The organism is Burkholderia sp. HI4860 (assembly GCF_002223045.2).
GTDB lineage: Bacteria > Pseudomonadota > Gammaproteobacteria > Burkholderiales > Burkholderiaceae > Burkholderia.
In genome coordinates this window covers 906,152-929,649 of record NZ_NKFO02000003.1, presented here as the reverse complement: position 1 = coordinate 929,649, position 23,498 = coordinate 906,152, and the positions used below count along the sequence as shown (strand labels likewise).

22 protein-coding genes and 2 tRNA genes are annotated in these 23,498 nt (G+C 67.4%); 12 read left to right on the top strand and 12 right to left on the bottom strand.

Annotated features, from left to right (window positions below):
* Window positions 1–7: 7 nt before the first annotated feature.
* The 3 genes from CFB34_RS19595 to trxB all read right to left on the bottom strand — a co-directional run bounded on the left by CFB34_RS19595 (window position 8) and on the right by trxB (window position 2,497).
* On the bottom strand, window positions 8–631 hold the full coding sequence (locus CFB34_RS19595; RefSeq protein WP_089439439.1) for a trimeric intracellular cation channel family protein: 624 nt from the start codon (window positions 629–631) through the stop codon (window positions 8–10).
* Window positions 618–1,397 (bottom strand): Smr/MutS family protein, encoded by a 780-nt coding sequence (locus tag CFB34_RS19590; RefSeq protein WP_089439440.1) that lies wholly within the window; start codon window positions 1,395–1,397, stop codon window positions 618–620. The genes CFB34_RS19595 and CFB34_RS19590 overlap by 14 nt, the downstream gene beginning before the upstream one ends.
* Before the next feature lie 137 nt (window positions 1,398–1,534).
* The gene (gene trxB / locus CFB34_RS19585) at window positions 1,535–2,497 is read right to left on the bottom strand and encodes a thioredoxin-disulfide reductase (protein WP_089439441.1); all 963 of its coding nucleotides are present in this window, start codon (window positions 2,495–2,497) and stop codon (window positions 1,535–1,537) included.
* Window positions 2,498–2,934: 437 nt separating this feature from the next.
* Between trxB and CFB34_RS19580 the strand changes: the two genes are divergently transcribed.
* The 3 genes from CFB34_RS19580 (at window position 2,935) to CFB34_RS19570 (ending at window position 7,476) form a co-directional block, all read left to right on the top strand.
* On the top strand, window positions 2,935–5,244 hold the full coding sequence (locus CFB34_RS19580; RefSeq protein WP_089439442.1) for a DNA translocase FtsK: 2,310 nt from the start codon (window positions 2,935–2,937) through the stop codon (window positions 5,242–5,244).
* 46 nt (window positions 5,245–5,290) lie between these two features.
* Window positions 5,291–5,980 carry an outer membrane lipoprotein chaperone LolA gene (lolA, locus tag CFB34_RS19575; RefSeq protein ID WP_089439443.1) on the top strand — a complete coding sequence of 230 codons (690 nt, stop codon included), beginning with the start codon at window positions 5,291–5,293 and terminating at the stop codon, window positions 5,978–5,980.
* 185 nt (window positions 5,981–6,165) lie between these two features.
* Window positions 6,166–7,476, top strand: coding sequence for a replication-associated recombination protein A (locus tag CFB34_RS19570; RefSeq protein WP_089439444.1), 1,311 nt, complete (start codon window positions 6,166–6,168; stop codon window positions 7,474–7,476).
* A gap of 47 nt (window positions 7,477–7,523) precedes the next feature.
* On the opposite strand, the gene CFB34_RS19565 is transcribed toward CFB34_RS19570, so the two are convergent.
* The gene (locus CFB34_RS19565) at window positions 7,524–7,790 is read right to left on the bottom strand and encodes a DUF2164 domain-containing protein (protein WP_089439445.1); all 267 of its coding nucleotides are present in this window, start codon (window positions 7,788–7,790) and stop codon (window positions 7,524–7,526) included.
* Window positions 7,791–8,052: 262 nt separating this feature from the next.
* Between CFB34_RS19565 and serS the strand changes: the two genes are divergently transcribed.
* The 3 genes from serS to CFB34_RS19550 all read left to right on the top strand — a co-directional run bounded on the left by serS (window position 8,053) and on the right by CFB34_RS19550 (window position 11,611).
* Window positions 8,053–9,354 carry a serine--tRNA ligase gene (gene serS / locus CFB34_RS19560; RefSeq protein ID WP_089439446.1) on the top strand — a complete coding sequence of 434 codons (1,302 nt, stop codon included), beginning with the start codon at window positions 8,053–8,055 and terminating at the stop codon, window positions 9,352–9,354.
* Window positions 9,355–9,469: 115 nt separating this feature from the next.
* Window positions 9,470–9,560, top strand: a tRNA-Ser gene (locus tag CFB34_RS19555).
* 515 nt (window positions 9,561–10,075) lie between these two features.
* A complete protein-coding gene (locus CFB34_RS19550) occupies window positions 10,076–11,611 on the top strand; it encodes a methyl-accepting chemotaxis protein (RefSeq protein WP_089439448.1) in 1,536 nt (511 codons plus the stop codon).
* Window positions 11,612–11,713: 102 nt separating this feature from the next.
* Here CFB34_RS19550 and CFB34_RS19545 read toward each other — a convergent pair whose 3' ends face one another.
* A complete protein-coding gene (locus CFB34_RS19545; RefSeq protein WP_089439449.1) occupies window positions 11,714–12,874 on the bottom strand; it encodes an alkane 1-monooxygenase in 1,161 nt (386 codons plus the stop codon).
* A gap of 668 nt (window positions 12,875–13,542) precedes the next feature.
* On the opposite strand from CFB34_RS19545, the gene CFB34_RS19540 reads away from it, so the two are divergent.
* The 5 genes from CFB34_RS19540 to CFB34_RS19520 all read left to right on the top strand — a co-directional run bounded on the left by CFB34_RS19540 (window position 13,543) and on the right by CFB34_RS19520 (window position 16,714).
* Window positions 13,543–14,055 carry a GNAT family N-acetyltransferase gene (locus CFB34_RS19540; protein ID WP_027788116.1) on the top strand — a complete coding sequence of 171 codons (513 nt, stop codon included), beginning with the start codon at window positions 13,543–13,545 and terminating at the stop codon, window positions 14,053–14,055.
* Window positions 14,056–14,224: 169 nt separating this feature from the next.
* Window positions 14,225–15,010, top strand: a complete 786-nt coding sequence (minC, locus tag CFB34_RS19535) for a septum site-determining protein MinC (RefSeq protein ID WP_089439450.1) — start codon at window positions 14,225–14,227, stop codon at window positions 15,008–15,010.
* A gap of 59 nt (window positions 15,011–15,069) precedes the next feature.
* Entirely contained in the window at window positions 15,070–15,885 is an 816-nt protein-coding gene (gene minD, locus CFB34_RS19530) for a septum site-determining protein MinD (protein ID WP_046545140.1), read from the top strand.
* 12 nt (window positions 15,886–15,897) lie between these two features.
* Complete coding sequence (minE, locus tag CFB34_RS19525; RefSeq protein WP_006476634.1) at window positions 15,898–16,152, top strand: cell division topological specificity factor MinE; 255 nt, start codon at window positions 15,898–15,900, stop codon at window positions 16,150–16,152.
* A gap of 160 nt (window positions 16,153–16,312) precedes the next feature.
* A complete protein-coding gene (locus CFB34_RS19520; protein ID WP_089439451.1) occupies window positions 16,313–16,714 on the top strand; it encodes a YXWGXW repeat-containing protein in 402 nt (133 codons plus the stop codon).
* 116 nt (window positions 16,715–16,830) lie between these two features.
* Here the strand turns inward: CFB34_RS19520 and CFB34_RS19515 are convergent, their stop codons facing one another.
* Window positions 16,831–18,390, bottom strand: coding sequence for a chloride channel protein (locus CFB34_RS19515; protein WP_089439452.1), 1,560 nt, complete (start codon window positions 18,388–18,390; stop codon window positions 16,831–16,833).
* A gap of 172 nt (window positions 18,391–18,562) precedes the next feature.
* Between CFB34_RS19515 and waaC the strand changes: the two genes are divergently transcribed.
* The gene (gene waaC / locus CFB34_RS19510; protein WP_089439453.1) at window positions 18,563–19,561 is read left to right on the top strand and encodes a lipopolysaccharide heptosyltransferase I; all 999 of its coding nucleotides are present in this window, start codon (window positions 18,563–18,565) and stop codon (window positions 19,559–19,561) included.
* Between the two features lie 22 nt (window positions 19,562–19,583).
* Here the strand turns inward: waaC and CFB34_RS19505 are convergent, their stop codons facing one another.
* From CFB34_RS19505 to CFB34_RS19480, 6 genes are all read right to left on the bottom strand, one after another.
* A complete protein-coding gene (locus CFB34_RS19505) occupies window positions 19,584–19,763 on the bottom strand; it encodes a hypothetical protein (protein WP_089430744.1) in 180 nt (59 codons plus the stop codon).
* Between the two features lie 104 nt (window positions 19,764–19,867).
* A complete protein-coding gene (locus tag CFB34_RS19500; protein ID WP_089439454.1) occupies window positions 19,868–21,178 on the bottom strand; it encodes an MFS transporter in 1,311 nt (436 codons plus the stop codon).
* A 293-nt stretch (window positions 21,179–21,471) separates the two neighbouring features.
* On the bottom strand, window positions 21,472–21,963 hold the full coding sequence (locus tag CFB34_RS19495) for an energy transducer TonB (protein ID WP_089439455.1): 492 nt from the start codon (window positions 21,961–21,963) through the stop codon (window positions 21,472–21,474).
* Window positions 21,964–22,298: 335 nt separating this feature from the next.
* Window positions 22,299–22,592, bottom strand: a complete 294-nt coding sequence (locus tag CFB34_RS19490) for a hypothetical protein (protein WP_089439456.1) — start codon at window positions 22,590–22,592, stop codon at window positions 22,299–22,301.
* Between the two features lie 240 nt (window positions 22,593–22,832).
* Window positions 22,833–23,228 (bottom strand): hypothetical protein, encoded by a 396-nt coding sequence (locus CFB34_RS19485; protein ID WP_089439457.1) that lies wholly within the window; start codon window positions 23,226–23,228, stop codon window positions 22,833–22,835.
* A 140-nt stretch (window positions 23,229–23,368) separates the two neighbouring features.
* Window positions 23,369–23,456, bottom strand: a tRNA-Ser gene (locus CFB34_RS19480).
* Window positions 23,457–23,498 lie beyond the last annotated feature (42 nt).

Genomic DNA, 23,498 nt, shown 5'->3' with positions numbered 1-23,498 from the left:
GCGGTGCTCAGTGCGGCAGCCTTACGTCGAACTTGAACGTCGCGAGCCGCGCGACGAGGATGAAGCCGGTCGCGAGCAGCACGCTGTAGACGGAATCGAACTGCAGCCACACGAGCAGCAGGTAGAACCAGCAGCCGACGAACGCGCAGGTCGCGTAGGGCCGCGAATCGCGCAGGATCAGCGGGATGTCGTTGCACAGCACGTCGCGGATGATCCCGCCGACCACGCCCGTGATCACGCCCATCATCACCGCGATGAAGCGCGGCATCTCGGCATCGAGCGCGATCGCCGTGCCCGAGATGCTGAAGATCCCGAGCCCGATCGCATCGGCGACGAGCAGCAGCCGCTCGGCCGATATTCGCGACAGCATCCGCAGCACGAACGGCGCGAACAGCGCGAGCACGAAGATCACGATCACGTAGTCGTCATGCACGACCCAGTAGAACGGCCGGCGCTCGAGCAGGATGTCGCGCAGCGTGCCGCCGCCGAACGCGGTGGCGAGCGCCACCACGAACGTGCCGACCGAGTCGAGGCGGTTCTTGCGCGCCTCGATGAAGCCCGAGATCGCAAAGGCCAGCGTGGCGATCGCCTCCAGTACCGCGATCGCGAGCGTCAGCCTAGGATGCGGCACGCGGCCCCCGGTCGCCCGGCGCCGCGAACGGCTGCAGCAGCACCAGCACCGCGCCCGCGCCGCCGTCGTGGCCGCGCGCCTCGCAGAACGCGATCACTTCTTCCTTCTGCACGAGCCACGCGCGCACCTTGCCTTTCAGCACGGGTTCCTTGCCGATCGAGCCGAGCCCCTTGCCGTGGATCACGCGCAGGCAGCGCAGCCCCTTCTTGCCGGCTTCGCGGATGAACTCGGCGAGCGCGTCGCGCGCCTCGTCGCGCCGCATCCCGTGCAGGTCGATCTGCGCCTGCACGATCCATGCGCCGCTGCGCAGCTTGCGCACGACGTCGCGGCTGATGCCGGGGCGGTGGTAGTACAGCGAGTCGTCGCTGTCGAGCAGCGTCTCGGGATCGAATTCGTCGGACAGCGTCGCGTTCAGCACGGCTTCCTCGTCGCGCTGCGTCTGCTTCGGCACCGGGTCGGGCGGCGTGCGGCCGGCCGCCGCGCGCGGCGGCGCGTTCAGCGGGCGGATCGCGCCGATCTCGTTGCGGAACAGGTTCGCGTCGGCTTCCGCCTTGCGCTCGGCCTTGGCCGTTTCGATGCGCTCGCGGTCGCGGCGATCGGCTTCGCCTTGCAGCGACTTGCGCAGCGCGCCGAGGCCCGCGAGCCCCTGGCCGCGCAACGCGGCGGGATCGGGCGCGGGCGCCGGCGCGACGGGCGCGGGGTTCGCGGGACGGGCGGCGATCTGGCGCTTTGCGGGATCGCTCGGATGGGGCTGGTTCTTCGCCATGATTCGGTACGCAGGGCAGGCGCGTTCGGGCGCGCGGGCAAAAAAAAGCCGCTGCACGGCGGCAGCGGCTTGTCCGGCCAGACCCGCTTCGCGGCAGCGGACGCCATTGTAGCGCCCGGCGCGACAGGTCTCGCGGCTTACTTCTTGTCGTGCAGGCTTTCGAGGTAGCGCTGCGCGTCGAGCGCGGCCATGCAGCCCGTGCCGGCACTGGTGATCGCCTGGCGGTACACGTTGTCCTGCACGTCGCCCGCGGCGAACACGCCCGGCACGCTCGTCGACGTCGCGTTGCCGTGCAGGCCGCTCTTCGTCAGGATGTAGCCGTCCTTCATCTCGAGCTGGCCCTGGAACAGGTCGGTGTTCGGCTTGTGGCCGATCGCGACGAACACGCCCTGCACGGCGAGATCTTCCGTCGAGCCGGTCTTCACGTTCTTGATGCGCAGGCCGGTGACGCCCGAATCCTCGCCGGTCACTTCGTCGAGCACGTGATCCCACTTGATCACGACCGCGCCTTCCTTTTCCTTCTCCAGCAGGCGGTCGATCAGGATCGGCTCCGCGCGGAACTTGTCGCGGCGATGGATCACCGTGACCTTCTTCGCGATGCCGGTCAGGTAGAGCGCTTCCTCGACGGCCGTGTTGCCGCCGCCGATCACCGCGACTTCCTGGTTGCGATAGAAGAAGCCGTCGCAGGTCGCGCAGGCCGACACGCCCTTGCCCATGAACGCTTCTTCGGACGGCAGGCCGAGATACTGCGCGGACGCGCCGGTCGCGATGATCAGCGAGTCGCACGTGTATTCGCCCGAGTCGCCGATCAGGCGGATCGGCTGCTCGTGCAGCTTCGCGGTGTGGATGTGGTCGAACACGATTTCGGTGTTGAAGCGTTCCGCGTGCTCCTGGAAGCGCGCCATCAGCTCCGGACCCTGCACGCCTTTCGCGTCTGCCGGCCAGTTTTCGACGTCGGTCGTGGTCATCAGCTGGCCGCCCTGCGCGATGCCGGTGATCAGCACCGGGGACAGGTTGGCGCGTGCCGCGTAGACGGCAGCCGTGTAGCCGGCGGGGCCGGAACCGAGAATCAGGACTTTGGCGTGTTTGGGCGTGGACATGTGCGAATCCGTAAAAGGCGGCCGCGGCGGGCGGGGTAGGGCTCGCCGTACGATCCGGGTTGACCGGGATGCCGTCATAGATGGGTATCAGACGCGCATTATAAAGGCCCCGTTGCCGCGTTGCCGAACGAGAGTTTCAATCGCGGCGATAGTGTCGGGCACCGCAACGGCCGCGCACGCGGGGCGGGCAGGGCGCCCGGCGGCGCGTTGCCGCACGTGCAGCGGGGCCTGGCACCGGCTCGACGGGCGTCGCGGCGGCGCCCGACCGGGGCGGCCGCACCACGGCAACGGGCTGCCGGGAAATACATCCGCGGGGGTGTCGGGATCCCGGCCCTGTTATGTAACCGTCATTTACACTTGGCGGCCCGGTGCAGCGTTTACAATAAGCGGGATCGAACGACAGGCGGGCGCACGGCCCGTCCTCTTTATACGGATTCATGGCAAAAGCTCCTTATTCCGCCCAGGCACAGGCGTTGCCGCACCGGATGTCGAAGCTCCTCACGGAGATCCGCTGGATTCTCCAGGTCGCGCTCTGCGCATTTCTGGTGATGGCCCTGCTGAGCTACAGCCGGCGCGATCCGAGTTGGACGCACGCCGCTCAGGTGGATCACATCACGAACTGGGCCGGCCGCGTCGGCGCGTGGACGGCCGACATCATCCTGCTGTTGTTCGGCCTGTCGGCCTACTGGCTGATCGTGCCGCTCGCGCGGCGCATCGCCGTCAACTATCGTCGCATCACGCGCCACGAGGCGGTCTCGGACGAACCCGAGCGGCCGATCGGCTGGCTCACCGAAATCCTCGCGTTCGTACTCGTCGTGCTGGCGTGCGACGGCATCGAGGCGCTGCGCATGTGGTCGCTGAAGGTGCAGTTGCCGCGCGCGCCGGGCGGTGTCGTCGGCGAGGCCGTCGCGGGTGCGATGTCGCATGCGTTCGGCTTCACGGGCGGCACGCTGCTGCTGCTGATCGCGCTGGCGATCGGCCTGTCGCTGTATTTCCGCTTCTCGTGGCTGTCGGTCGCCGAGCGTGTCGGCGGCGCGATCCTGTCCGCCGTCAACGTCGCGAAGCTGCGCCGCGAGGCCGAGCGCGACCGCAAGCTCGGCGAGGCCGCGGCCGTGCGCCGCGAAGGCAAGGTCGAAGAGGAGCGCGTGCGCATCGAGGATCACGAGCCCGTGACGATCGTGCCGCCGGTCGTCACGCCGGCGAAGTCCGAGCGCGTCGAGCGCGAGCGTCAGGTGCCGCTCTTCACCGACCTGCCGGGCGATTCGACGCTGCCCGCGGTATCGCTGCTCGATCCCGCGCCGAAGGCACAGGAGGCGATTTCGGCCGACACGCTCGAATTCACGTCGCGCCTGATCGAGAAGAAGCTGAAGGATTTCGGCGTCGAGGCGAGCGTCGTCGCCGCCTATCCGGGCCCGGTCGTCACGCGCTACGAGATCGAGCCGGCCACCGGCGTGAAGGGCAGCCAGATCGTCAACCTCGCGAAGGATCTCGCCCGCTCGCTGTCGCTCGTGTCGATCCGCGTCGTCGAGACGATTCCCGGCAAGAACTACATGGCGCTCGAGCTGCCGAACCAGCGCCGCCAGACGGTGCACCTGTCCGAGATCATCGGTTCCGAGGTGTACGCGGCCGCGTCGTCGGCGCTCACGCTGAGCCTCGGCAAGGACATCGGCGGCAAGCCGGTGTGCGCGGATCTCGCGAAGATGCCTCACCTGCTGGTGGCCGGCACGACCGGTTCGGGCAAGTCGGTCGGGATCAACGCGATGATCCTGTCGCTGCTGTACAAGGCAACCGCCGAGCAGGTGCGCCTGATCCTGATCGATCCGAAGATGCTCGAAATGAGCGTCTACGAAGGCATTCCGCACCTGCTGTGCCCGGTCGTCACCGACATGCGGCAGGCCGGCCACGCGCTGAACTGGACGGTCGCCGAAATGGAGCGCCGCTACAAGCTGATGAGCAAGCTCGGCGTGCGCAACCTGGCAGGCTACAACAACAAGATCGACGAGGCCGCGAAGCGCGAGGAGAAGCTGCCGAATCCCTTCAGCCTGACGCCGGAAGACCCGGAGCCGCTCGGCCGCCTGCCGAATATCGTCGTGGTGATCGACGAGCTGGCCGACCTGATGATGGTCGTCGGCAAGAAGGTCGAGGAACTGATTGCGCGGATCGCGCAGAAGGCGCGCGCGGCCGGCATCCACCTGATCCTCGCGACGCAGCGTCCGTCGGTCGACGTGATCACCGGCCTGATCAAGGCCAACGTGCCGACGCGGATCGCGTTCCAGGTGTCGTCGAAGATCGACTCGCGCACGATTCTCGACCAGATGGGCGCCGAATCGCTGCTCGGGATGGGCGACATGCTGTACCTGGCGCCGGGTACCGGGCTGCCGGTGCGCGTGCATGGGGCGTTCGTCGCGGATGACGAAGTGCATCGCGTCGTCGAAAAGCTCAAGGAGCAGGGCGAGCCGAACTACGTCGAGGGCCTGCTCGAAGGCGGCACCGCCGACGGCGACGAGGGCTCGGCCGGCGCGGGAACCGGCGAAGGCGGCGAGGAGTCTGATCCGCTGTACGACCAGGCGGTCGAGATCGTCATCAAGAACCGCCGCGCATCGATCTCGCTCGTGCAGCGCCATCTGCGGATCGGCTACAACCGCGCGGCGCGGCTGCTCGAGCAGATGGAGCAGTCGGGGCTCGTGTCGGCGATGTCGTCGAGCGGCAACCGCGAAATTCTTGTGCCGGCGCGCGACGCGGAATGAGTCCGCGGCGTTCGCAGCGCCGGCCACCCAGGGAGAAAACCGCAATATGCAGCAACATTCGTTCGCAATGTCCCTTCGTTCGACGCGGCGCTGGCTCGGCGCGGCGCTCGCCGGCGCGTCGCTGATGCTCGCGGCGACGCACGCGTTCGCGGGCGGCACCGAGCAACTGAAGGCGTTCGTGTCGCAGGTGCGTTCGGCGAAGGGCGACTTCACGCAGCAGATCGTCAAGGCCCCGGCGAAGGGCGCGAGCGCCGCGCAGGCCGTGCCGAAGCCCACCGACAATTCGAGCGGCACGTTCGTGTTCGCGCGCCCGGGCAAGTTCATCTGGACGTACCAGAAGCCGTACCAGCAGGTGCTGCAGGCCGACGGCGACAAGCTCTACGTGTACGACCGCGACCTGAACCAGGTCACCGAGCGCAAGCTGAACGGCGCGCTGGGCGCGAGCCCCGCCGCGATCCTGTTCGGCAGCAACGATCTGGAGAAGAACTACACGCTGCGCGATGCCGGCGAAAAGGGCGGCATCGAGTGGCTCGAAATGCTGCCGAAGGCGCAGGACACGCAGTTCCAGCGGATCGGCATCGGCTTCAAGAACGGCACGCTCGCCGCGATGGAACTGCACGACGTGTTCGGCAATGTCACGCTGCTGACGTTCACGAACATCCAGACGAATCCGGCGCTGAAGGGCGATACGTTCAAGTTCGTCGTGCCGAAGGGCGCCGACGTGATCACCGGCTGACCGGCGCCCGCGCGCTGCTGTTCACCGAAGGGCCTGCCGGCGACGGCAGGCCCTTGTTGTTTCTGGGCGCCGGGCGCTGGGCGCGGGCACCCGGCACCGGGCGCGGCGGTGCTTTCGTGCGGCTGTCATAATGTCGGGTCCGGCGGCCGGTTCGGCCGCCATTGTTTGATGTGGAGCCAGGGTTCATGTCCGACCTGTTTCAAGTCGAGCCGCGCCGCCCGCTCGCCGAGGCGCTGCGGCCGAAGACGCTCGCCGAGGTGATCGGCCAGACGCATTTGCTGGGCGAAGGCAAGCCGCTGCGGCTCGCGTTCGAATCGGGCAAGCCGCATTCGATGATCCTGTGGGGGCCGCCCGGCGTCGGCAAGACGACGCTCGCCCGGCTTACCGCGCTCGCGTTCGACTGCGAGTTCATTGCGCTGTCCGCGGTGCTTGGCGGCGTGAAGGACATCCGCGAGTCGATGGAGCAGGCAAAGGACACGCTGAACCGCACCGGCCGCCACACGATCCTGTTCGTCGACGAAATCCACCGCTTCAACAAGGGGCAGCAGGATGCGTTGCTGCCGTTCGTCGAGTCGGGGCTCGTGACCTTCATCGGCGCGACGACCGAGAACCCGAGCTTCGAGGTCAACTCGGCGTTGCTGTCGCGAGCGCAGGTGTACGTGCTGAAGTCGCTGGACGACGACGAGATGCGCCAGTTGCTGAGGCGCGCACAGGAAATCGCGCTCGACGGCCTGTCGTTCGACGACAAGGCGGTCGATACGCTGGTCGGCTATGCGGACGGCGATGCGCGGCGCTTCCTGAACCTGCTCGAGCAGGCGCAGACGGCGGCCACCTCGGCCGGCACCACGACGATCGATGCCGAATTCGTCAGCAGCGCGATGACGCTGAACGCACGGCGCTTCGACAAGGGCGGCGACAACTTCTACGACCAGATTTCGGCGCTGCACAAGTCGGTGCGCGGTTCGAGCCCGGACGGCGCACTGTACTGGTTCTGCCGGATGATCGACGGCGGCGCGGATCCGAAGTATCTCGCGCGGCGGATCGTGCGGATGGCGTGGGAAGACATCGGCCTCGCCGATCCGCGCGCGCTGCAGGTGGCGAACGACGCGGCCGAAACCTACGAGCGGCTCGGCTCGCCCGAAGGCGAGCTCGCGCTCGGGCAGGCGGTGATCTATCTTGCGTGCGCGGCGAAGAGCAATGCGGGCTACAACGCGTTCAACCAGGCGATGGCGTTCGTGAAGCAGGACAAGTCGCGCGAGGTGCCCGTGCATCTGCGCAACGCGCCGACCAAGCTGATGAAGGAACTCGGCTACGGTCATGCGTACCGTTACGCGCACGACGAGCCGAATGCGTATGCGGCCGGCGAGACGTACCTGCCGGACGGGATGCGCGAGCCGCGCTGGTACAAGCCGGTGCCGCGCGGGCTCGAGTCGAAGATCGCCGACAAGCTCGCGTGGCTGCGCGAACTCGACCGCGAGGCCGGCAAGAAGGACTGAGCCGGGCACCGTCCGGCGCGGCCTGCGCCGATGCGGCCGCAAACGCGTCAGCGCTTGCGGGCCGGCTGCTTCTTCCAGTAGCCGAACGGCTCCTGATGGCACTCGATGTCGAGTTCGGCGACGCGGGCGTGCAGGCTCTGCTGCGCATCCGCGATCGCGAGGTTGTAGATCGCGGGCGCGATTTCCTCGACGAAGAAGTTCAGCAGGGCACCCGCCTGGATATTGCCGATCGGCTCATCCATGTTTTCCGTGAAATAGCGTTGCAGCGACGCGATCGCGCGGTCGCGTACGTCCTTCTCCAATTCGATGGCCATCGGGTTCCTTGAGTCGTCGTGACGGGGGCGCGTGCCGCGTTCGATGCGTTGCGGCGGGCACGCCCGGGTGTTTCGCGATCCGCGGCGCGTCGATGCCGCGCGATTTCGCGGGTGCCGGCGGGCGGACCGGCAATGCGATACTGCCATGGCCGTCGCGCCACGGTCATCGCCCGTTTGCAGCATTGTCTGTCCGGCCAGTGCCGTGTCGGCTCCGCGGTGCGTTAGAATTCCCGTCTTACACAACGATTCTCCAAGTCCTCCCATGCTCGACATCCAGTTGCTGCGCAAAGACCTCGACGGCGTCGCCCAGCGCCTCGCCGATCGCGGCTACACCCTCGACATCGCCGCCTTCTCCGCGCTCGAAGCGGAACGCCGCGCGATCCAGACCCGTACCGAAGAGCTCCAGGCGCGCCGCAACAGCCTGTCGAAGCAGATCGGCGCGATGAAGGGGAAGGGCGAGGACACGTCGGCCGTGATGGCCGAGGTCGGCGGGATCGGCGACGAAATGAAGGCGGGGGAAGCCAAGCTCGGCGAGATCCAGGCGCGCCTGTCCGACCTGATGCTGGGCATGCCGAACGTCGCGCATGAAAGCGTGCCGGTCGGCAAGGACGAAGCCGACAACGTCGAGGTGCGCCGCTGGGGCACGCCGCGCCAGTTCGATTTCGCGGTGAAGGATCACGTCGACGTCGGCACGCCGCTCGGCCTCGATTTCGAGACCGGCGCGAAGCTCGCCGGCGCGCGCTTCACGATGCTGCGCGGCTCGATCGCACGCCTGCACCGCGCGCTCGCGCAGTTCATGATCGACACGCACACGCAGCAGCACGGCTACACCGAGACGTATACGCCGTACATCGTGAACCCCGAGATCCTGTACGGCACGGGCCAGCTGCCAAAGTTCGCGGACGACATGTTCCGCGTCGAAAAGGGCGGCGAGGAAAACAAGGTCACGCAATACCTGATCTCCACGTCGGAAATCTCGCTGACCAACACCGTGCGCGAGTCGATCGTCGACGCGTCCGCACTGCCGATCAAGCTGACCGCGCATTCCCCGTGCTTCCGCTCGGAAGCCGGTTCGTACGGCCGCGACACGCGCGGCATGATCCGCCAGCACCAGTTCGACAAGGTCGAGATGGTGCAGGTCGTCGCGCCGGAAACGTCGTACGCCGCGCTCGACGAGATGGTCGGCCATGCGGAATCGATCCTGCAGAAGCTCGGCCTGCCGTACCGCGTGATCACGCTGTGCACGGGCGACATGGGCTTCTCGGCCGCGAAGACGTTCGACCTCGAAGTGTGGCTGCCTGCGCAGAACACCTATCGCGAGATCTCGAGCTGCTCGAACACCGAAGCGTTCCAGGCGCGCCGGATGCAGGCGCGTTTCCGCAACGCGCAGGGCAAGCCGGAGCTCGTGCATACGCTGAACGGTTCGGGTCTCGCCGTCGGCCGTACGCTCGTCGCGGTGCTGGAGAACTACCAGAACGCGGACGGCTCGGTCACGGTGCCGGAAGCGCTGCGTCCGTACATGGGCGGCATCGAGCGTATCGACGCGCCGGCACAGGCGTCGTAACGCGGCCTTCAAAGCCCTCGCAAAAAAATTTGCAGAAAGGGCTTGTCAGCTGCGAAGCGATCGTCTTATAATCTTTTTCTCGCGGAAACGACCAGCCGCGAGATGCAGCAAGGAAGGAGAGGTGGCAGAGTGGTCGAATGTACCTGACTCGAAATCAGGCGTACGGTTTCCCCGTACCGTGGGTTCGAATCCCACCCTCTCCGCCAAAATACGAAGCCCCTTGATCCGGAAGGATCAAGGGGTTTTTCGTTTTGGGTTCGCGGTGCGTGCGTCGAGTCGCAAGCCGTTGTCGTGGCAACAGCTCGACCTTCGGCAATTCGGATCGTGAAGATGCGGGGGGCGCTCACTGCAGGCATGATCGTGCCGCGTCCTCGATGCAGCCGCGCTGAATGGCAAACGCAGCATCGATCGTGCTGAATGCCGCGATGATCGTGCCGACGCCCGCCCGAGGTGGCCGCTCCGATACCTGTCCCACGTGATCGCGAGGATCGTACTCGGCGTGCCGTCGATCGTCGTCGTGCACCGCCGGATGGCGGGCCCGCGCAGGGGCGCGACAATCGTGCCGCGCGCCACGCATCTCAGCGCACTGGCCGGCCGCGATACGTGCGTCCGGCCTTTGCCGCTTTCTTCTGCTTTAAGCCCGCGCTTGCCGCGCCGTTAACACGGGGCGGCGGCCGGCGCTCGTGCCGGATCGCATCGTTCCCCGTCGATTCAAGGTTCCATGAAGCTGAGCTACAAGATTCCCCTCGCATTCGCCGTCGCGCTGCTGCTGATGTTCGGTGGCGCGCTGTACGGTATCCACATTCTCAATCGGTCGATCGATACGTTCGCCGAAGACGTGCAGACGAACGTCGGCGACGAACGGCTCGTGTCGGCCACGCTCGTGCAGTTCAAGCTGCAGGTTCAGGAATGGAAGGACACGCTGTTGCGCGGCAAGCAACCCGACAAGCTCGACAAGTATTGGCAGGCTTTCCAGACGCGCGAGCGGACGGTCGACGCGCTCGCCGCGCAGCTCGTTCACCAGTTGCCGCCCGGCGAGAGCCGCTCGCTCGTCGAGCAGTTCATGCGCGCGCACACGGCGATGGGCGAGGGCTACCGGCGCGGGTTCGACGCGTTCAAGGCGGCCGGCTTCGAGCCGTCGGCGGGCGATGCCGCGGTGGCGGGCGTGGACCGCGAGCCGGCAGCGCTGCTGGAGCGGGCCGCGAAGTCGATCGCCGACGAGAGCGCCGCGGTGTCGGCGCAGGCAAGCCGCGATGCGCAGCACGCCACGACCGCGAGCCTCGCGCTGATGCTGGTCGTGCTCGGCGTCGCGATGGTGGGCGCGTTCCTGTTCAGCCGCGCGATCCTGCGTCCGCTCGACCGTGCGGTGGCGTGCGCGCAGGCCGTCGCCGAAGGCGACCTGACGCGCGACGTCGACGCGGCCGGCCGCGACGAAATCGCCGATCTGCTGCGCGCGTTGCAGACGATGCAGGCGAGCCTGTCGGGCGTCGTGCTCGAAGTGCGTACGCACGCCGAAGCCGTCGCGACGGCGAGTGCACAGATCGCGTCGGGCAATCACGACCTGTCGGCGCGGACCGAGGCGCAGGCCGCGTCGCTCGAGGAGACGGCCGCCAGCATGACCGAACTCACCGGCATCGTCCGCCAGTCGGCCGAGCACGCGCAGCACGCGGCGCAGCTGGCGCACGACGCGTCGAACATCGCGGCGGCGGGCGGCGGCGTGATGACCGATGCCGTCGGCACGATGAACGGCATCGCCGACAGCTCCGCCAAGGTCGGCGAGATCATCGCGGTAATCGACGGCATCGCGTTCCAGACCAACATCCTCGCGCTGAACGCAGCGGTCGAGGCGGCTCGCGCGGGCGAACAGGGGCGCGGCTTCGCGGTCGTCGCGGCGGAAGTGCGCACGCTCGCGCAGCGCAGCGCCGCCGCGGCGAAGGAGATCAAGGGGCTCATCGAGCAGTCGACGAGGCGGGTCGACGAGGGCGCCGTGCTGATCGGTCGAGCGGGCGAATCGATTCACGAGATCGTCGGCGCGGTGCAGCGCGTCACGACGATCGTCGGCGAGATCTCGTCCGCGTCGCAGGAGCAGAGCGGCGGCATCCAGCAGGTGAACATCGCGGTGACGCAGATGGACGAAGCGACGCAGCGCAATGCGGCGCTCGTCGAGCAGGCTTCGGCCGCGACGCAGGCGCTGGCCGAGCAGGCGAGCGCGCTGCGGCATGCGGTGGCCGTGTTCAGGCTGCCGGAAATGGCGTGACGGCGGTGTCCGTCGCGCCAGACTTCGGTGGACCCGGGGCCGCCGCAGCGTCGGCTTTCCGCGACGCATCTGCGCCGATCGACCGCGGCCCGTCCCTCGCGGTCACGCCGCGGCCGGATATTGCGCGAGCACCCGGGCGCGGATCGACGGCTTGATGTTCGACTGCGCCATGTTGCCGCCATAGTGCGCGACGACGCGCGGATTCATCACGCGATACCAGAGCGGCGGCACGTACGCGAACAGGATCATCGTCGCGTAGCCGGCCGGCAGTTGCGGCGCATCGTCGAAGTGGCGCAGCGCCTGGTACGAGCGCGTCGGATTCGCATGATGGTCGGCGTGCCGCTGCAACTGGTACAGGAACAGGTTGGTGACGACGTGATTGCTGTTCCACGAATGCTGCGGCGAGCAGCGTTCGTAGCGGCCGTTCGGCAGCTTGCGGCGGCCGAGCCCGTAATGCTCGACGTAGTTCACGACTTCCAGCAGCGACGCGCCGTAGACGGCCTGGATCACGAGGAACGGAATCACGACCTTGCCGGCCATCGCGATCGCGATGCCCCACACGACGACGGTCATCGCCCACGCGTGCAGCACCTCGTTGCGCCAGGTCCACGGCGAATGCCCGAGCCGTTCGAGGCGCGCCTTCTCGAGTCGCCACGCCGAGCGGATGCTGCCGGTCACGGTGCGCGGCAGGAAGGCCCAGAACGATTCGCCGTAGCGCGCGCTCGCCGGGTCCTCCGCCGTCGCGACGCGCACGTGGTGTCCGCGGTTGTGCTCGACATAGAAGTGGCCGTATGCGACCGGCGCGAGCGTGATCTTCGCGAGCCAGCGCTCGAAGCGGTTGGTCTTGTGCCCGAGTTCGTGCGCGGTATTGATCGAGATGCCCGTCGCGGCGCCGAGCGACAGCGCGAAGCCGACGTAGTCGTACCAGGCGAGCGCATGCGTGCCGACGATCCAGACGCACGCGAAGAACGCGACGTATTCGACGAGCGTCGCGAGATAGACGATCAACCGGTAGTAACGCTCCCGTTCGAGGTGCGGCACGACGTCCTCGGGCGGGTTGTCGCGATCGTCGCCGATCAGCGTGTCGAGGATCGGGATCACGCCGAACGCGAACAGCGGGCCGAACCACCAGAACACATGCAGGCCCGTCGACAGCGCGAGCTGGGCGGCGAGGATCGGCAACGTGATCGTCAGCGCGCCGAGCAGCCACAGGTAACGCTTGCCATCCGACCAGCCCGAGGCCGATCCGTGGGTCATTGCCATTGTCTCCCTCCTGCCGGCCGGCCCGAGGGCGGCCGCCTGTACGGTTGTTCGAATTCTCGTTGGTCCGCGAAGCACGCGCGGCGAGCCGGATCGTCACCCGGTTCTGCCTGTTATACGACCCACGCGCACGCTTGCCAAACTCCGGCACTAGGCGCGCGGCTCCAAACGGACGGGCGTGTGCGGCGCAGGCAGGGAAGGGCCCGCGCACGCTGATTGAAACATGCGGGGAACGCTGGTTCGACCCGTACGGGCGACCGGTTTGTCAGACGGATGGCGTGTCATGACGCGTGCGGATGGCGGCGTGACTGGCTCGCAACAAATGTTGCGATGCAATATGCGGATGGCAGCAGGTACCCGTGATACCGATTTTCCGGGCGCCAATCTTACGGATCATTACGATATCCGTGCTGAAATCCGCGGGGCCCGACGGGCGACTGCCCGATGTCGCAAGGCGACGGGGTGCCATGCGTCGGACGAGGCCGCCGCAACCGTCTTTCGGCCGCACGCATCGGCACGGCGATGCTGCACCTGCACATGAACGGGCCCACCGGCCGCGGGCGGTGCGTGCTGCCTTTCGATTCGCGCTGTCATTTGAAAATAACGATTTGACTCATGCCCCGCTTTCGGTTGAAGCTAGTAGCTTGCTGTCCGAAGGGGGCTGTGCCTGCATGAGTTCGACCTTGACCGTTCGTCGTATCGTTGCCGACCAGGGCGGCGTGTATCGCGAACTCCGCGCCGCATCGCTGCGCGAGCCCTACGCGCCCGGCGAAGCGCCGGAGGCCGAATTGCTGAACGTCGAAACGGACGCGGCGTCGGCGATTGCCGCGCAGCGCGCCGTGTCCGACGAGTCGACGACTTTCCTGCTGTATACCGAAGGCCATCCGGCCGGCATGATCGGCGCGTATTTCGACAATACGCCCGATCGGCGCGCGTTCGTCAGCGAGCTGTGGGTGGCGCACGCGGTGCGTCATCTGCGCGGCGGCGTGCTGCTGCTGGAGACGGCCACCGCCTGGCTCGCCGAGCGCGGCGCCCAGGACGTCTATGCGTGGATTGCCGATGCGAACCGCAACGCGATCCGCTTCTACGAGCGGGCGGGGTTCGGCAATACCGGCGAACACGCGCCGATCGCACGGATGCCCGGCGCGATGAAATCGCTGTACGTATCGCAGGTGAAGCACTGACGTGACGTCGGAACGCGGGCCGCACGGCGCGATGAGGATCGGGTCGCCCGCTTGCCTGCCCGCCTGCCGGTTGCGCGCCCGCCCGGGCTGTCGCCACCCGGTTCCCCAAAAATAATGGCCGCGCGCGTGGACGCCTGTAAAATACGCAAAAAATTTTTGCAGAGTGTCCATGTCGCTTAAAAAATCGCCATTCTTCGAGCTGCGCAGCGGATCGGTCGATACGTTGCTGTTCACCGTGAAGACGACCGATCTCGATGCGTTGCGTACCGAACTGGTCAAGCGCTTCGAAGCGACTCCCGAGTTTTTCGCCGACGATGTCGTCGCGATCGACGTCCGCCGCCTGGCTGACGGCGAGCGCGTCGCGCTCGCGGACATCCGCCAGATGCTGAACGACGTGCGGATGCGTCCGGTGGGCGTCGTCGCACTGGCAACGCAGGGCTGGGCGGGGGAAGCCGGCCTGCCGTTGCTGGAGGCGCGCGATCGCCGCGCGCCGGCCGCGAAACCTGCCGACGAAGCGGAACCGGCGGCAGTGCCAGCCGTCGCGCCCGCCACCGCTGCGGCAGCCGCAGCGGCGCCCGAACAGCCGTCGGAGCCCGTGCCGACGCCCGTGCAGGCCGGTGGCCAGACGCTCGTGATCGACCGGCCGTTGCGTTCGGGGCAGCAGATTTACGCGAAAGGAGACCTCGTGGTGCTCGCGCCGGTCAGTCACGGCGCGGAGATCATCGCGGAAGGCAACATCCACATCTACGCGCCGTTGCGCGGCCGCGCACTCGCGGGCGTGCACGGCAATCACGACGCGCGCATTTTCTGCACGTGTCTCGAACCGGAACTGATTTCGATCGCGGGTATCTATCGAACAACCGAGAACCCGTTGCCCGCCGAAGTACTGGGCAAATCGGTGCAGATCCGGCTCGAAGAGGAAAAACTGATGATTGAACCGCTGCGCCTGACGTAACACACGCGGTGCGCTCCGGATCGATCGGCTCTCATTGACGAACACAGGGTATTGGGTAAATGGCAAAAATCATCGTGGTGACCTCGGGCAAGGGCGGCGTGGGCAAGACGACGACCAGCGCGAGCTTTGCGTCCGGTCTCGCGCTGCGCGGCCACAAGACGGCCGTGATCGACTTCGACGTCGGCCTGCGCAACCTCGATCTCATCATGGGCTGCGAGCGCCGCGTGGTGTACGACCTCGTGAACGTGATCCAGGGCGAAGCGAACCTGAACCAGGCGCTGATCAAGGACAAGAAGTGCGAGAACCTGTTCATCCTGCCGGCGTCGCAGACGCGCGACAAGGATGCGCTCACGCGTGACGGCGTCGAGAAGGTGCTGAACGACCTGGTCGCGATGGACTTCGAATACATCGTCTGCGATTCGCCGGCCGGTATCGAGGCGGGCGCACTGCACGCGATGTACTTCGCGGACGAAGCGCTGATCGTCACGAACCCGGAAGTGTCGTCGGTGCGTGACTCGGATCGCATTCTCGGCATCCTGTCGTCGAAGACGAAGCGCGCGACCGAAGGCAAGGATCCGATCAAGGAACACCTGCTGATCACGCGCTACAGCCCGAAGCGCGTCAGCGAAGGCGAGATGCTGTCGCTCGAGGACATCAGCGAGATCCTGCGCATCAAGCTGATCGGCGTGGTGCCCGAGTCGGAAGCCGTGCTGCATGCATCGAACCAGGGTCTGCCGGCCGTGCATATCGACGGTACCGACGTGGCGGAAGCGTACAAGGACGTCGTCGCGCGTTTCCTCGGCGAAGACAAGCCGCTGCGCTTCACCGATTACCAGAAGCCGGGCCTGCTGCAGCGCCTCTTCGGCAGCAAGTAACGGAGGCCGCCCATGTCCATCCTTTCGTTTCTCCTCGGCGAGAAGAAAAAGTCCGCATCGGTCGCGAAGGAGCGCCTGCAGCTCATCATCGCGCACGAGCGCGTCGGCGGCCGGCCGCCGGCCGATTACCTGCCGGCGCTGCAGAAGGAGCTCGTCGCGGTCATCTCGAAGTACGTCCATATTTCGGACGATGACATCCGCGTGAGCCTCGAGCGCCAGGACGATCTCGAAGTCCTCGAAGTGAAGATCGAGATCCCGCAAGCCTGACCGTTGCAGGTATCCCTCCGCACGGCGGCACTTGCCGCCGTGCGCGTCTTACGCCCTGTTGCACTTTCGGGCATGCCGTAACACGGCGTCTGTCGGCCGTTAGCGCCCCTCCCGCATTGAACGAATACGCTCGCGTAACTTGTTCAACCAGGAGGTTGTGATGGCCGTCTCTACCGTTCAACGTCGTATCGTTTCGCTCGCCTTGCTTGCCGCGAGCCTGTCAGCCGTCGTCGCGCCGCTTGCCGCGCATGCGGACGAGATTCTCGTCGGCACCCCCGTGATCGTGCCGCAGGGCCGCATGGTCGTCGCCGAGCCGGTCCCCGTGCGCACCGAGGAAGTCGTGATCGTCGCGCCGAACGCACCGCCGCCGGTGCGCTACGAGGTCGTGCCGGCTTCGCGCGTGGGCTACGTGTGGGATCGCGGGCACTGGCATTGGGAGCATGGCCGTTACGTGTGGATCGGCGGCCACTGGGAAGCCGAGCGCGTCGGCATGCAATGGGTGCCGGGCCACTGGGACCAGCGCGGTCCGAACTGGTTCTGGACCCGTGGTCACTGGGCATGATGGAGGCGGGCGATGAAAAGAACCGCAATCGCCATCGCGCTCGTCGCGATCACGCTGGCCGGATGTATCGTCGTGCCGGCGCGGCCCGTGTACTACCGACCGGCGCCCGTCGTGATCTATTGAGCGTCGCGCGGGCCCGGCTGTGCCGGGTCGTGCGTCCCGGCTGCGGCCGGCTCGTCGTCGTGCGGCGCCGGGGCATGTGCTGCGTCCTCGGCCGGCGCGGTGGCGGGGGACGCTTCGTCGCCCGTGTCGCCTTCGTCGCGCAGCGTGTCGAGCGGATCGGCGGGCGCCGCGGCCGCATCCTGCGGCTCGGTGATGCCGGTTGCCGCCGTCGCGCTCGCCGCGGTTGCCGCAGCCGGTTCGGCGGCTGTGACGGGCGGCGCGAGATAGCGCAGCGCGAGCGTTTCGTAGAGCGGCGGCGCGAAGAAGCGCGACACGCGGCTCGACACCAGCGCAGTGGCCATCAGCGAAATCACGAGCGCGTGACCGTTGATCATTTCCATCACGATCACGAACGACGTGATCGGCGACTGCGTGACGGCCGCCATGTAGCCGACCATCGCGAGCGCGATCAGCATCGGCAGGCTCATGTTGCTGAACACGATATGCAACAGGTTGCCGAACCCGGCGCCGATCGACAGCGACGGCGCGAAGATCCCGCCCGGGATGCCCGGCAGGTACGACGCCACCATCGAAATCATCTTCAGGAACGGATAGAACACCGACAGGTGCTGACTGCCGTCGAGCAGGCCGCGCGCCTCGGCATAGCCGCTGCCGAAGGTCGTGCCGCCCGATACGAGGCCGACGACGGCGATCGCGAAGCCGCACAGTGCGGCGAACGTGATCGGCCGCTCGCGATACAGGCCCAGCAGCTGCGCGGGCAGCCAGCGTCCCGTGTTGAGCAGCAGCCAGCAGAACACGCCGCCTGCGATCCCCGTGACGATCGCGGTGACCAGCACGGCGAGCGCGAGCAGTTTCGGGAAATGGGGGCCGGCATCGATCGTGCCGAAATACGTGTAGTTGCCGTTCAGGCCGAGCGCGACGACGCCGGCGAGGATGATCGCGGTGATCAGCACGCCGCTCGCACGCGCGGAGAAGCTGCGCGTCAGTTCCTCGATCGCGAACACGATTCCCGCGAGCGGCGTATTGAACGCGGCCGACAGCCCGGCCGCCGCACCGGCGAGCACCAGCTGGCGTTCGATCTGCGCGTTCGAGCGCGGGTAGAAGCGTCGCAGGTTGAACATCAGCGCCGCGCCGACCTGCACGGTCGGCCCTTCGCGACCGATCGTGAAGCCGCCCAGGATGCCGAGGAACGACACCAGCACTTTGCCGAACAGGATGCGCAGCGTCAGCAGCCGGGAGCCGAACGCGCTCGGGCGCGCATGCAGCGTCGCGATCACCTGCGGGATGCCGCTGCCCTCGGCGCCGCGGAAGAAGCGGCGCGTGATCCATACCGACAGCGCGGCGATGGTCGGCGTCAGCAGCAGCGGCAGCCACGCGGCGTGATCGCGCATCGTGCGGAAGGTTTCGTAACCCCAGTCGATCAGACGCGCGTAAAGTACGGCCGCGAGGCCGACGACGATCGCACCGAGCCAGAAAACGCCGTACTGGCGCCAGATCCTCAGCGAACGACGGGTGAGGGCGGGAAACAGGGCGGGAAGAGCGGGGCGTGGCATCGGCGCGGGCCGGCAGGCAGGCAAAGATCGAATTATAAAAAGATCCGGATGCGGGCGGGGAGCGAGAATGTTCCTGAAAGGAGATGCATTTTGTTGCAAAAGTAATTTCACGTAATGTCTGCGCATGTAACCATCGTGAGCACGCCAAATTGACTGGCTTATTCCACACATCGTGAAACGTATCCTCATCGTGAAAGTGACGTCGCTTGGCGACGTTGTCCAGACGCTACCCGTCGTCGCGGATCTGCATCGCGCCTTTCCCGGCGTAACGGTCGACTGGGCAGTGGATGAATCGTGCGCGGAGGTCGTGCGCTGGCATCCGGGCGTCAGCCGTGTCCTGGGCGCGCCGCTGCGCCGTTTCAAGAAGATGCGCAATCGTGGCGACCTGAAGGCGATCACGGCGTCGATCGGCGCGCTGCGGGCGCACCGCTACGATGCGGTGATCGATCTGCACGGCGTCTACAAGAGCGCGATCATTTCGGCGCTTGCGCGCGCCGCGCGCCGCGTCGGCTACCAGACGCAGGATCTCGGCGAAACGGGCGCACGCTTCGCGTATTCGCATCGTTTCGGCCCGCGGCCGGACTGCGACGCGTGGCACGGGATGCGCGTGAGCGCGGGCGAGGCGCTTGGCTACGTGCCCGAGGGTATCGCCACGTACGGCATCGTCCCGCCGCGGAACGTGAACCTGCCGGCCGCCGTGACCGATGGCGCCCCATTCATGCTGCTGTTCCATGCGACGTCCAACCCCGACAAGAAATGGCCGGCCGACCACTGGGCCGCGCTCGCCACGCAGATGATGGCGCGCGGCGTACGCGTGCTGTTGCCGTGGGGATCGCCTGCCGAGCATGGCGATGCGCAGGACATCGCCGCACGCGCGCCGGGTTCGGTCGTGCTGCCCGCGATGACGGTGCGCGAGCTCGGTGCGGCGCTTGGCCGGGCTGCGCTCGTGGTGGGGGTCGATACGGGGTTCGTACACATGGCGCACGCGCTGCAGCGGCCGACCGTGATGATTTTCGTCGCGACGTCGCGCCATCATTGCGGCATCGGCGGCGCGCCGAGTGCACTGTCGATCGGCGAGCCGGGTACGGTGCCGTCGGTCGACGAGGCGCTGGACGCGATCGATACGGTCAGCCCGGCCTACGGCGCGCTGCGCGCGCGGCTGACCGCCTGACGAGGGGGTGGGGCGAAGCGGTTCAGGCGAGCAGCGCCTCGACCGTGAGGACGGCGGCGACGGCCGCCAGATTCGCCAGCAGCGCCTCGAACACGAGGCCGCGCCAGGTCTGCGGCCGGAAGCGCATCGCGAGCAGGATCGCGCCACCCAGCGCGAGTGCGAGGATCAGGACGAGATCGGCATTGCCGAGGCGGATGTTCATGGCGGCGGCTCCTTCGGGGCGGGATCCCGGGGGCGCGCAGCGGCGCCCCCGGGATCGAGTATAGGCAGCGCCGGCCTGCGCACAACCCGGGTCGCCCCGGAGTCTCAGACGAGCGATGCGTCGCGCGTCTCGCGCATCAGCAGCACGCCGATCAGGCTGATGGCCGCCGCAACCGACACATAACCGCCGACCCACGACAGCCCGCCGCGCGCCGCCAGCAGTTGCGCGATATACGGCGCGATCGACGCGCCGAGGATCCCGCCGAGGTTGTACGCGACGCCCGCGCCCGTGTAGCGGACGTTGGTCGGGAACAGCTCCGGCAGCAGCGCGCCCATCGGCGCGAACGTCACGCCCATCAGGAACAGCTCGATCGTCAGGAACAGCGCGACGAGCGGCATCGAGCCGCTGCCGAGCAGCGGCTCCATCGCGAAACCCGACAGCAGCGCGGCGATCGCGCCCGCGACGAGCACCGGCTTGCGGCCGAAGCGGTCCGATGCCCACGCGGACAGCGGCGTCGCGAGTCCCATGAACACGACCGCGAAACACAGCAGGCCGAGGAAACTCTGGCGCGGAATATGCAGCGCCGACACGCCGTAGGACAGCGAGAACACCGTCGAGATGTAGAACAGCGTGTAGCAGACGACCATCGCGAGCGCACCGAGCAGCGTCGGCCGCCAGTGTTGCGTGATCAGCGTCGCGACCGGCACGCGCACGCGCTCGTTGCGATCGAGCGCGGCCTGGAATGCTGGTGTTTCGGTGATCTTGAGCCGCACGTACAGGCCGAGCGCGACGAGCACCGCACTGACCAGGAACGGGATGCGCCAGCCCCAGCTGCGGAACTGCTCGTCCGACAGCGACAGCGCGAGCGCGAAGAACAGCCCGTTCGACATCAGGAAGCCGACCGATGGCCCGAGCTGCGGGAACATCCCGAACCAGCCGCGCTTGCCCTGCGGCGCGTGCTCGGTCGCGAGCAGCGCGGCGCCGCCCCATTCGCCGCCGAGGCCGATCCCCTGGCCGAAGCGCAGCACGCACAGCAGCACCGGCGCGAGCGCGCCGATCGCGTCGTAGCCGGGCACGAAGCCGATGGCGGTGGTGGATACGCCCATCACGAGCAGCGATGCGACGAGCGTCGACTTGCGGCCGATGCGGTCGCCGAAGTGCCCGAACAGGAACGAGCCGATCGGGCGAGCGATGAACGCGATGCCGAACGTGACGAAGGCGGACAGCGCCTGTGCGGTCGCGGACCCGTGCGGGAAGAACACGGGGCCGATGACGAGCGCGGCGGCCGTCGCATACACGTAGAAATCGTAGAACTCGATCGCGGTGCCGATGAAGCTGGCGAACACGATGCGCCGATGGCTGACGGCGCCGGCCGAACCGGTTGCGTGTGCAACGGTCGGGGGGGATGCGGACATGGATGTCTCCGTTTTGTCGTTGGGGCGGTCGGCTGGGCGTGCGGCCGGGCAGGCGGATGCCTGCCGGGGACAGCCGAGCGGATGATGCGGTGGCGGCGTGGACGCGCGCCGTGGCGCGGACGTCACCCGCCGGTCGACGAGGGAGACGGGTATGTCGCCGCCGCCCGGTGCCGGCGTGGTCGGCTCGCATGCCGGGTGGGGCGCGCGAACGCGCGCGCGGCGTGATGACCGCGCGATTGCGGAAAATTATAGCCAGCGCCGCCGCGCACGGGCAATCGCGGGGCGGCCGCCGCTCAGTCGATCGATTGCGCCTGCGCCGACGCGGTGCTTTGCAACTGGAAGTGGCCGTCGTCGTTGAAGAGCCAGCCTTCCATCAATTCGAGCCGGCCGTTGCCGTCGAGCAGTCGTGACGGTGGCGGCGGCAGCGGCGCCGAGCGGCGCAGCGACGCGAGCGCGAGTGCTTCCGCTTCGCTGTCGCCGTTGCTGCGATAGACGGACGCGTTGACGAGCCGGCCGCTGCCATCGACGGTGAAGGCCACGACGACGAGCGAGCGGAGCATGGCCTGGGGTACGCCGTGCAGCATGCCGGACGGATTGCGTTCGGCGACGCGCTGCGCGACTTCGACGCGGTACTGGTCGAGGCTGCCGCTGCGGGTGATCGACGGAATCGTCAGGATCGAGTGCAGCGACGGAGGCGGCGTGATCGTGCACGCCGCGAGCATGGCGACGACGGCCAGCGCAACTGCACGCAGCCGGTCGACATGCAAACGGGGAAGAGGGCGCATGGGAGGCTAGCCGGAAGTGACTATAAAAAAATGATAGGCGCACGGACGCGGGCCGATATCGGGAGAAACGCATAAGGGGCGATGCCGGATGTTGCGATCGCCGATGACGCGAAGGCGTGCGCTCGCGCAGCGCGGTGTGACGTGACATATGACAGCGCGCTCGCGTGGCTGCCGCACGTTTGCATCCCGGCGTGCGTGTTGCATGGTTGAAAGAAACGCGAGGAACGCGAGTGGCACGCAGGCGCGTGGCGAGTGGCCGGCGCAAGTGGAGCGGGTCGTCGCAGGCAGCACCACGAGCGCGCCCGCGCCATCGTCGGCGATGCGTGCGGCCCGGTTCAGAAGCCGTGCGTGACGAGCGACAGGATCGACAGGTCGGGGTGCGTGCCGTCGATGATGCTCTTGCCGACGTGCACGGCTTCGTGGACGGCATCATCGAGGCTCGCGAAGCTTTCCTCGCCGTCCGCATGGAAGGGCACCGCGTGGCCGGGCAAGGCAGGATTCGCGCCCGGATGGCACACGTAACCGGTGTAGGTGTAGCGCGTGTCGCTGCCGGGCACGACGGCCGGCACGACATGGACCTCGAAGCCTTCGTAATCGACGTGTTCCGCCGGTGTCGACAGTTCGGTCATGGTGATCTCCGTGTACCGCACGCAGGGGTGGCGCGCGCGGCATCGAGTACGCGGCGGCGGTCGTGTCGCCGTGTTGATCGAATTCTAGGTGATCGAGCGGCCGGCCGGGAGGGGGCTTCCGGCGCGGTGCGATGCAATGCGATGGCGGGCCGCTGCCGGTGCCCGTCGCTCAGGTGGCGCGCGAGGCCCGGCGCGAACGCCCGTGCCGTTTCAGCGGACGGGTTCGCGCGCCGCGCTGCATCATTGCTTGCAGCGCGCGTCCTTGCGCTGCACGACGATGATCACCGGGTATTTCTGGCCGTGGTCGAGCTCCACGCGCGCCACGACGGTCAGCGTCGCCGGATCGGAATCGTCGTACACGCTGACCTGCTCGTTCCGGAGATAGGTCACGCCGGTGCAGTTCGACGTGCGTCCGTCGTCGCCCACCTTGCACTGGAGGTCGTTGTCCTTCACGTAGTTGTAGGGCGACGGGCTCGCGAGGTATTCGCTCAGGCCGCGCGGCGAGCCGCCGACGCCCGTCACGTAGGCGATCGCGCACGACGCTTGCGCGTCGCTGCCGGCGGCAGTGTCGGCCGTCGCCGGCGTGCCGACGGCAACCAGCAGGGCAGCGAGCGACGAGACGATGAAGGGCTTCATGACGTGGGTTTCCCGTTTCGCGAATCGGAGCGCCGGATTGTAACGGCATCCGGCGTGACGCGTCGGAACGTGAGGGAGGGGCGCGCGGACCAACAAAAAACCCCGTCATTCGGTGAATGGACGGGGTTTGGCGAACTTCCTGGCGGAAGCGGTGAGATTCGAACTCACGGACAGTTTCCCGTCGCCGGTTTTCAAGACCGGTGCCTTAAACCGCTCGGCCACGCTTCCACACGAGGCGGCATTGTAACCGAAATGCCGCGTGGTTCATCC

Excerpts from the sequence above, each read along its gene's own strand:
- CFB34_RS19590 (WP_089439440.1), bottom strand. The coding sequence starts at position 1,397 with ATGGCGAAGAACCAGCCCCATCCGAGCGATCCCGCAAAGCGCCAGATC.
- trxB (WP_089439441.1), bottom strand. The coding sequence starts at position 2,497 with ATGTCCACGCCCAAACACGCCAAAGTCCTGATTCTCGGTTCCGGCCCC.
- CFB34_RS19580 (WP_089439442.1), top strand. The coding sequence starts at position 2,935 with ATGGCAAAAGCTCCTTATTCCGCCCAGGCACAGGCGTTGCCGCACCGG.
- lolA (WP_089439443.1), top strand. The coding sequence starts at position 5,291 with ATGCAGCAACATTCGTTCGCAATGTCCCTTCGTTCGACGCGGCGCTGG.
- CFB34_RS19570 (WP_089439444.1), top strand. The coding sequence starts at position 6,166 with ATGTCCGACCTGTTTCAAGTCGAGCCGCGCCGCCCGCTCGCCGAGGCG.
- CFB34_RS19565 (WP_089439445.1), bottom strand. The coding sequence starts at position 7,790 with ATGGCCATCGAATTGGAGAAGGACGTACGCGACCGCGCGATCGCGTCG.
- serS (WP_089439446.1), top strand. The coding sequence starts at position 8,053 with ATGCTCGACATCCAGTTGCTGCGCAAAGACCTCGACGGCGTCGCCCAG.
- CFB34_RS19550 (WP_089439448.1), top strand. The coding sequence starts at position 10,076 with ATGAAGCTGAGCTACAAGATTCCCCTCGCATTCGCCGTCGCGCTGCTG.
- CFB34_RS19545 (WP_089439449.1), bottom strand. The coding sequence starts at position 12,874 with ATGGCAATGACCCACGGATCGGCCTCGGGCTGGTCGGATGGCAAGCGT.
- CFB34_RS19540 (WP_027788116.1), top strand. The coding sequence starts at position 13,543 with ATGAGTTCGACCTTGACCGTTCGTCGTATCGTTGCCGACCAGGGCGGC.
- minC (WP_089439450.1), top strand. The coding sequence starts at position 14,225 with ATGTCGCTTAAAAAATCGCCATTCTTCGAGCTGCGCAGCGGATCGGTC.
- minD (WP_046545140.1), top strand. The coding sequence starts at position 15,070 with ATGGCAAAAATCATCGTGGTGACCTCGGGCAAGGGCGGCGTGGGCAAG.
- minE (WP_006476634.1), top strand. The coding sequence starts at position 15,898 with ATGTCCATCCTTTCGTTTCTCCTCGGCGAGAAGAAAAAGTCCGCATCG.
- CFB34_RS19520 (WP_089439451.1), top strand. The coding sequence starts at position 16,313 with ATGGCCGTCTCTACCGTTCAACGTCGTATCGTTTCGCTCGCCTTGCTT.
- CFB34_RS19515 (WP_089439452.1), bottom strand. The coding sequence starts at position 18,390 with ATGCCACGCCCCGCTCTTCCCGCCCTGTTTCCCGCCCTCACCCGTCGT.
- CFB34_RS19505 (WP_089430744.1), bottom strand. The coding sequence starts at position 19,763 with ATGAACATCCGCCTCGGCAATGCCGATCTCGTCCTGATCCTCGCACTC.
- CFB34_RS19500 (WP_089439454.1), bottom strand. The coding sequence starts at position 21,178 with ATGTCCGCATCCCCCCCGACCGTTGCACACGCAACCGGTTCGGCCGGC.
- CFB34_RS19495 (WP_089439455.1), bottom strand. The coding sequence starts at position 21,963 with ATGCGCCCTCTTCCCCGTTTGCATGTCGACCGGCTGCGTGCAGTTGCG.
- CFB34_RS19490 (WP_089439456.1), bottom strand. The coding sequence starts at position 22,592 with ATGACCGAACTGTCGACACCGGCGGAACACGTCGATTACGAAGGCTTC.
- CFB34_RS19485 (WP_089439457.1), bottom strand. The coding sequence starts at position 23,228 with ATGAAGCCCTTCATCGTCTCGTCGCTCGCTGCCCTGCTGGTTGCCGTC.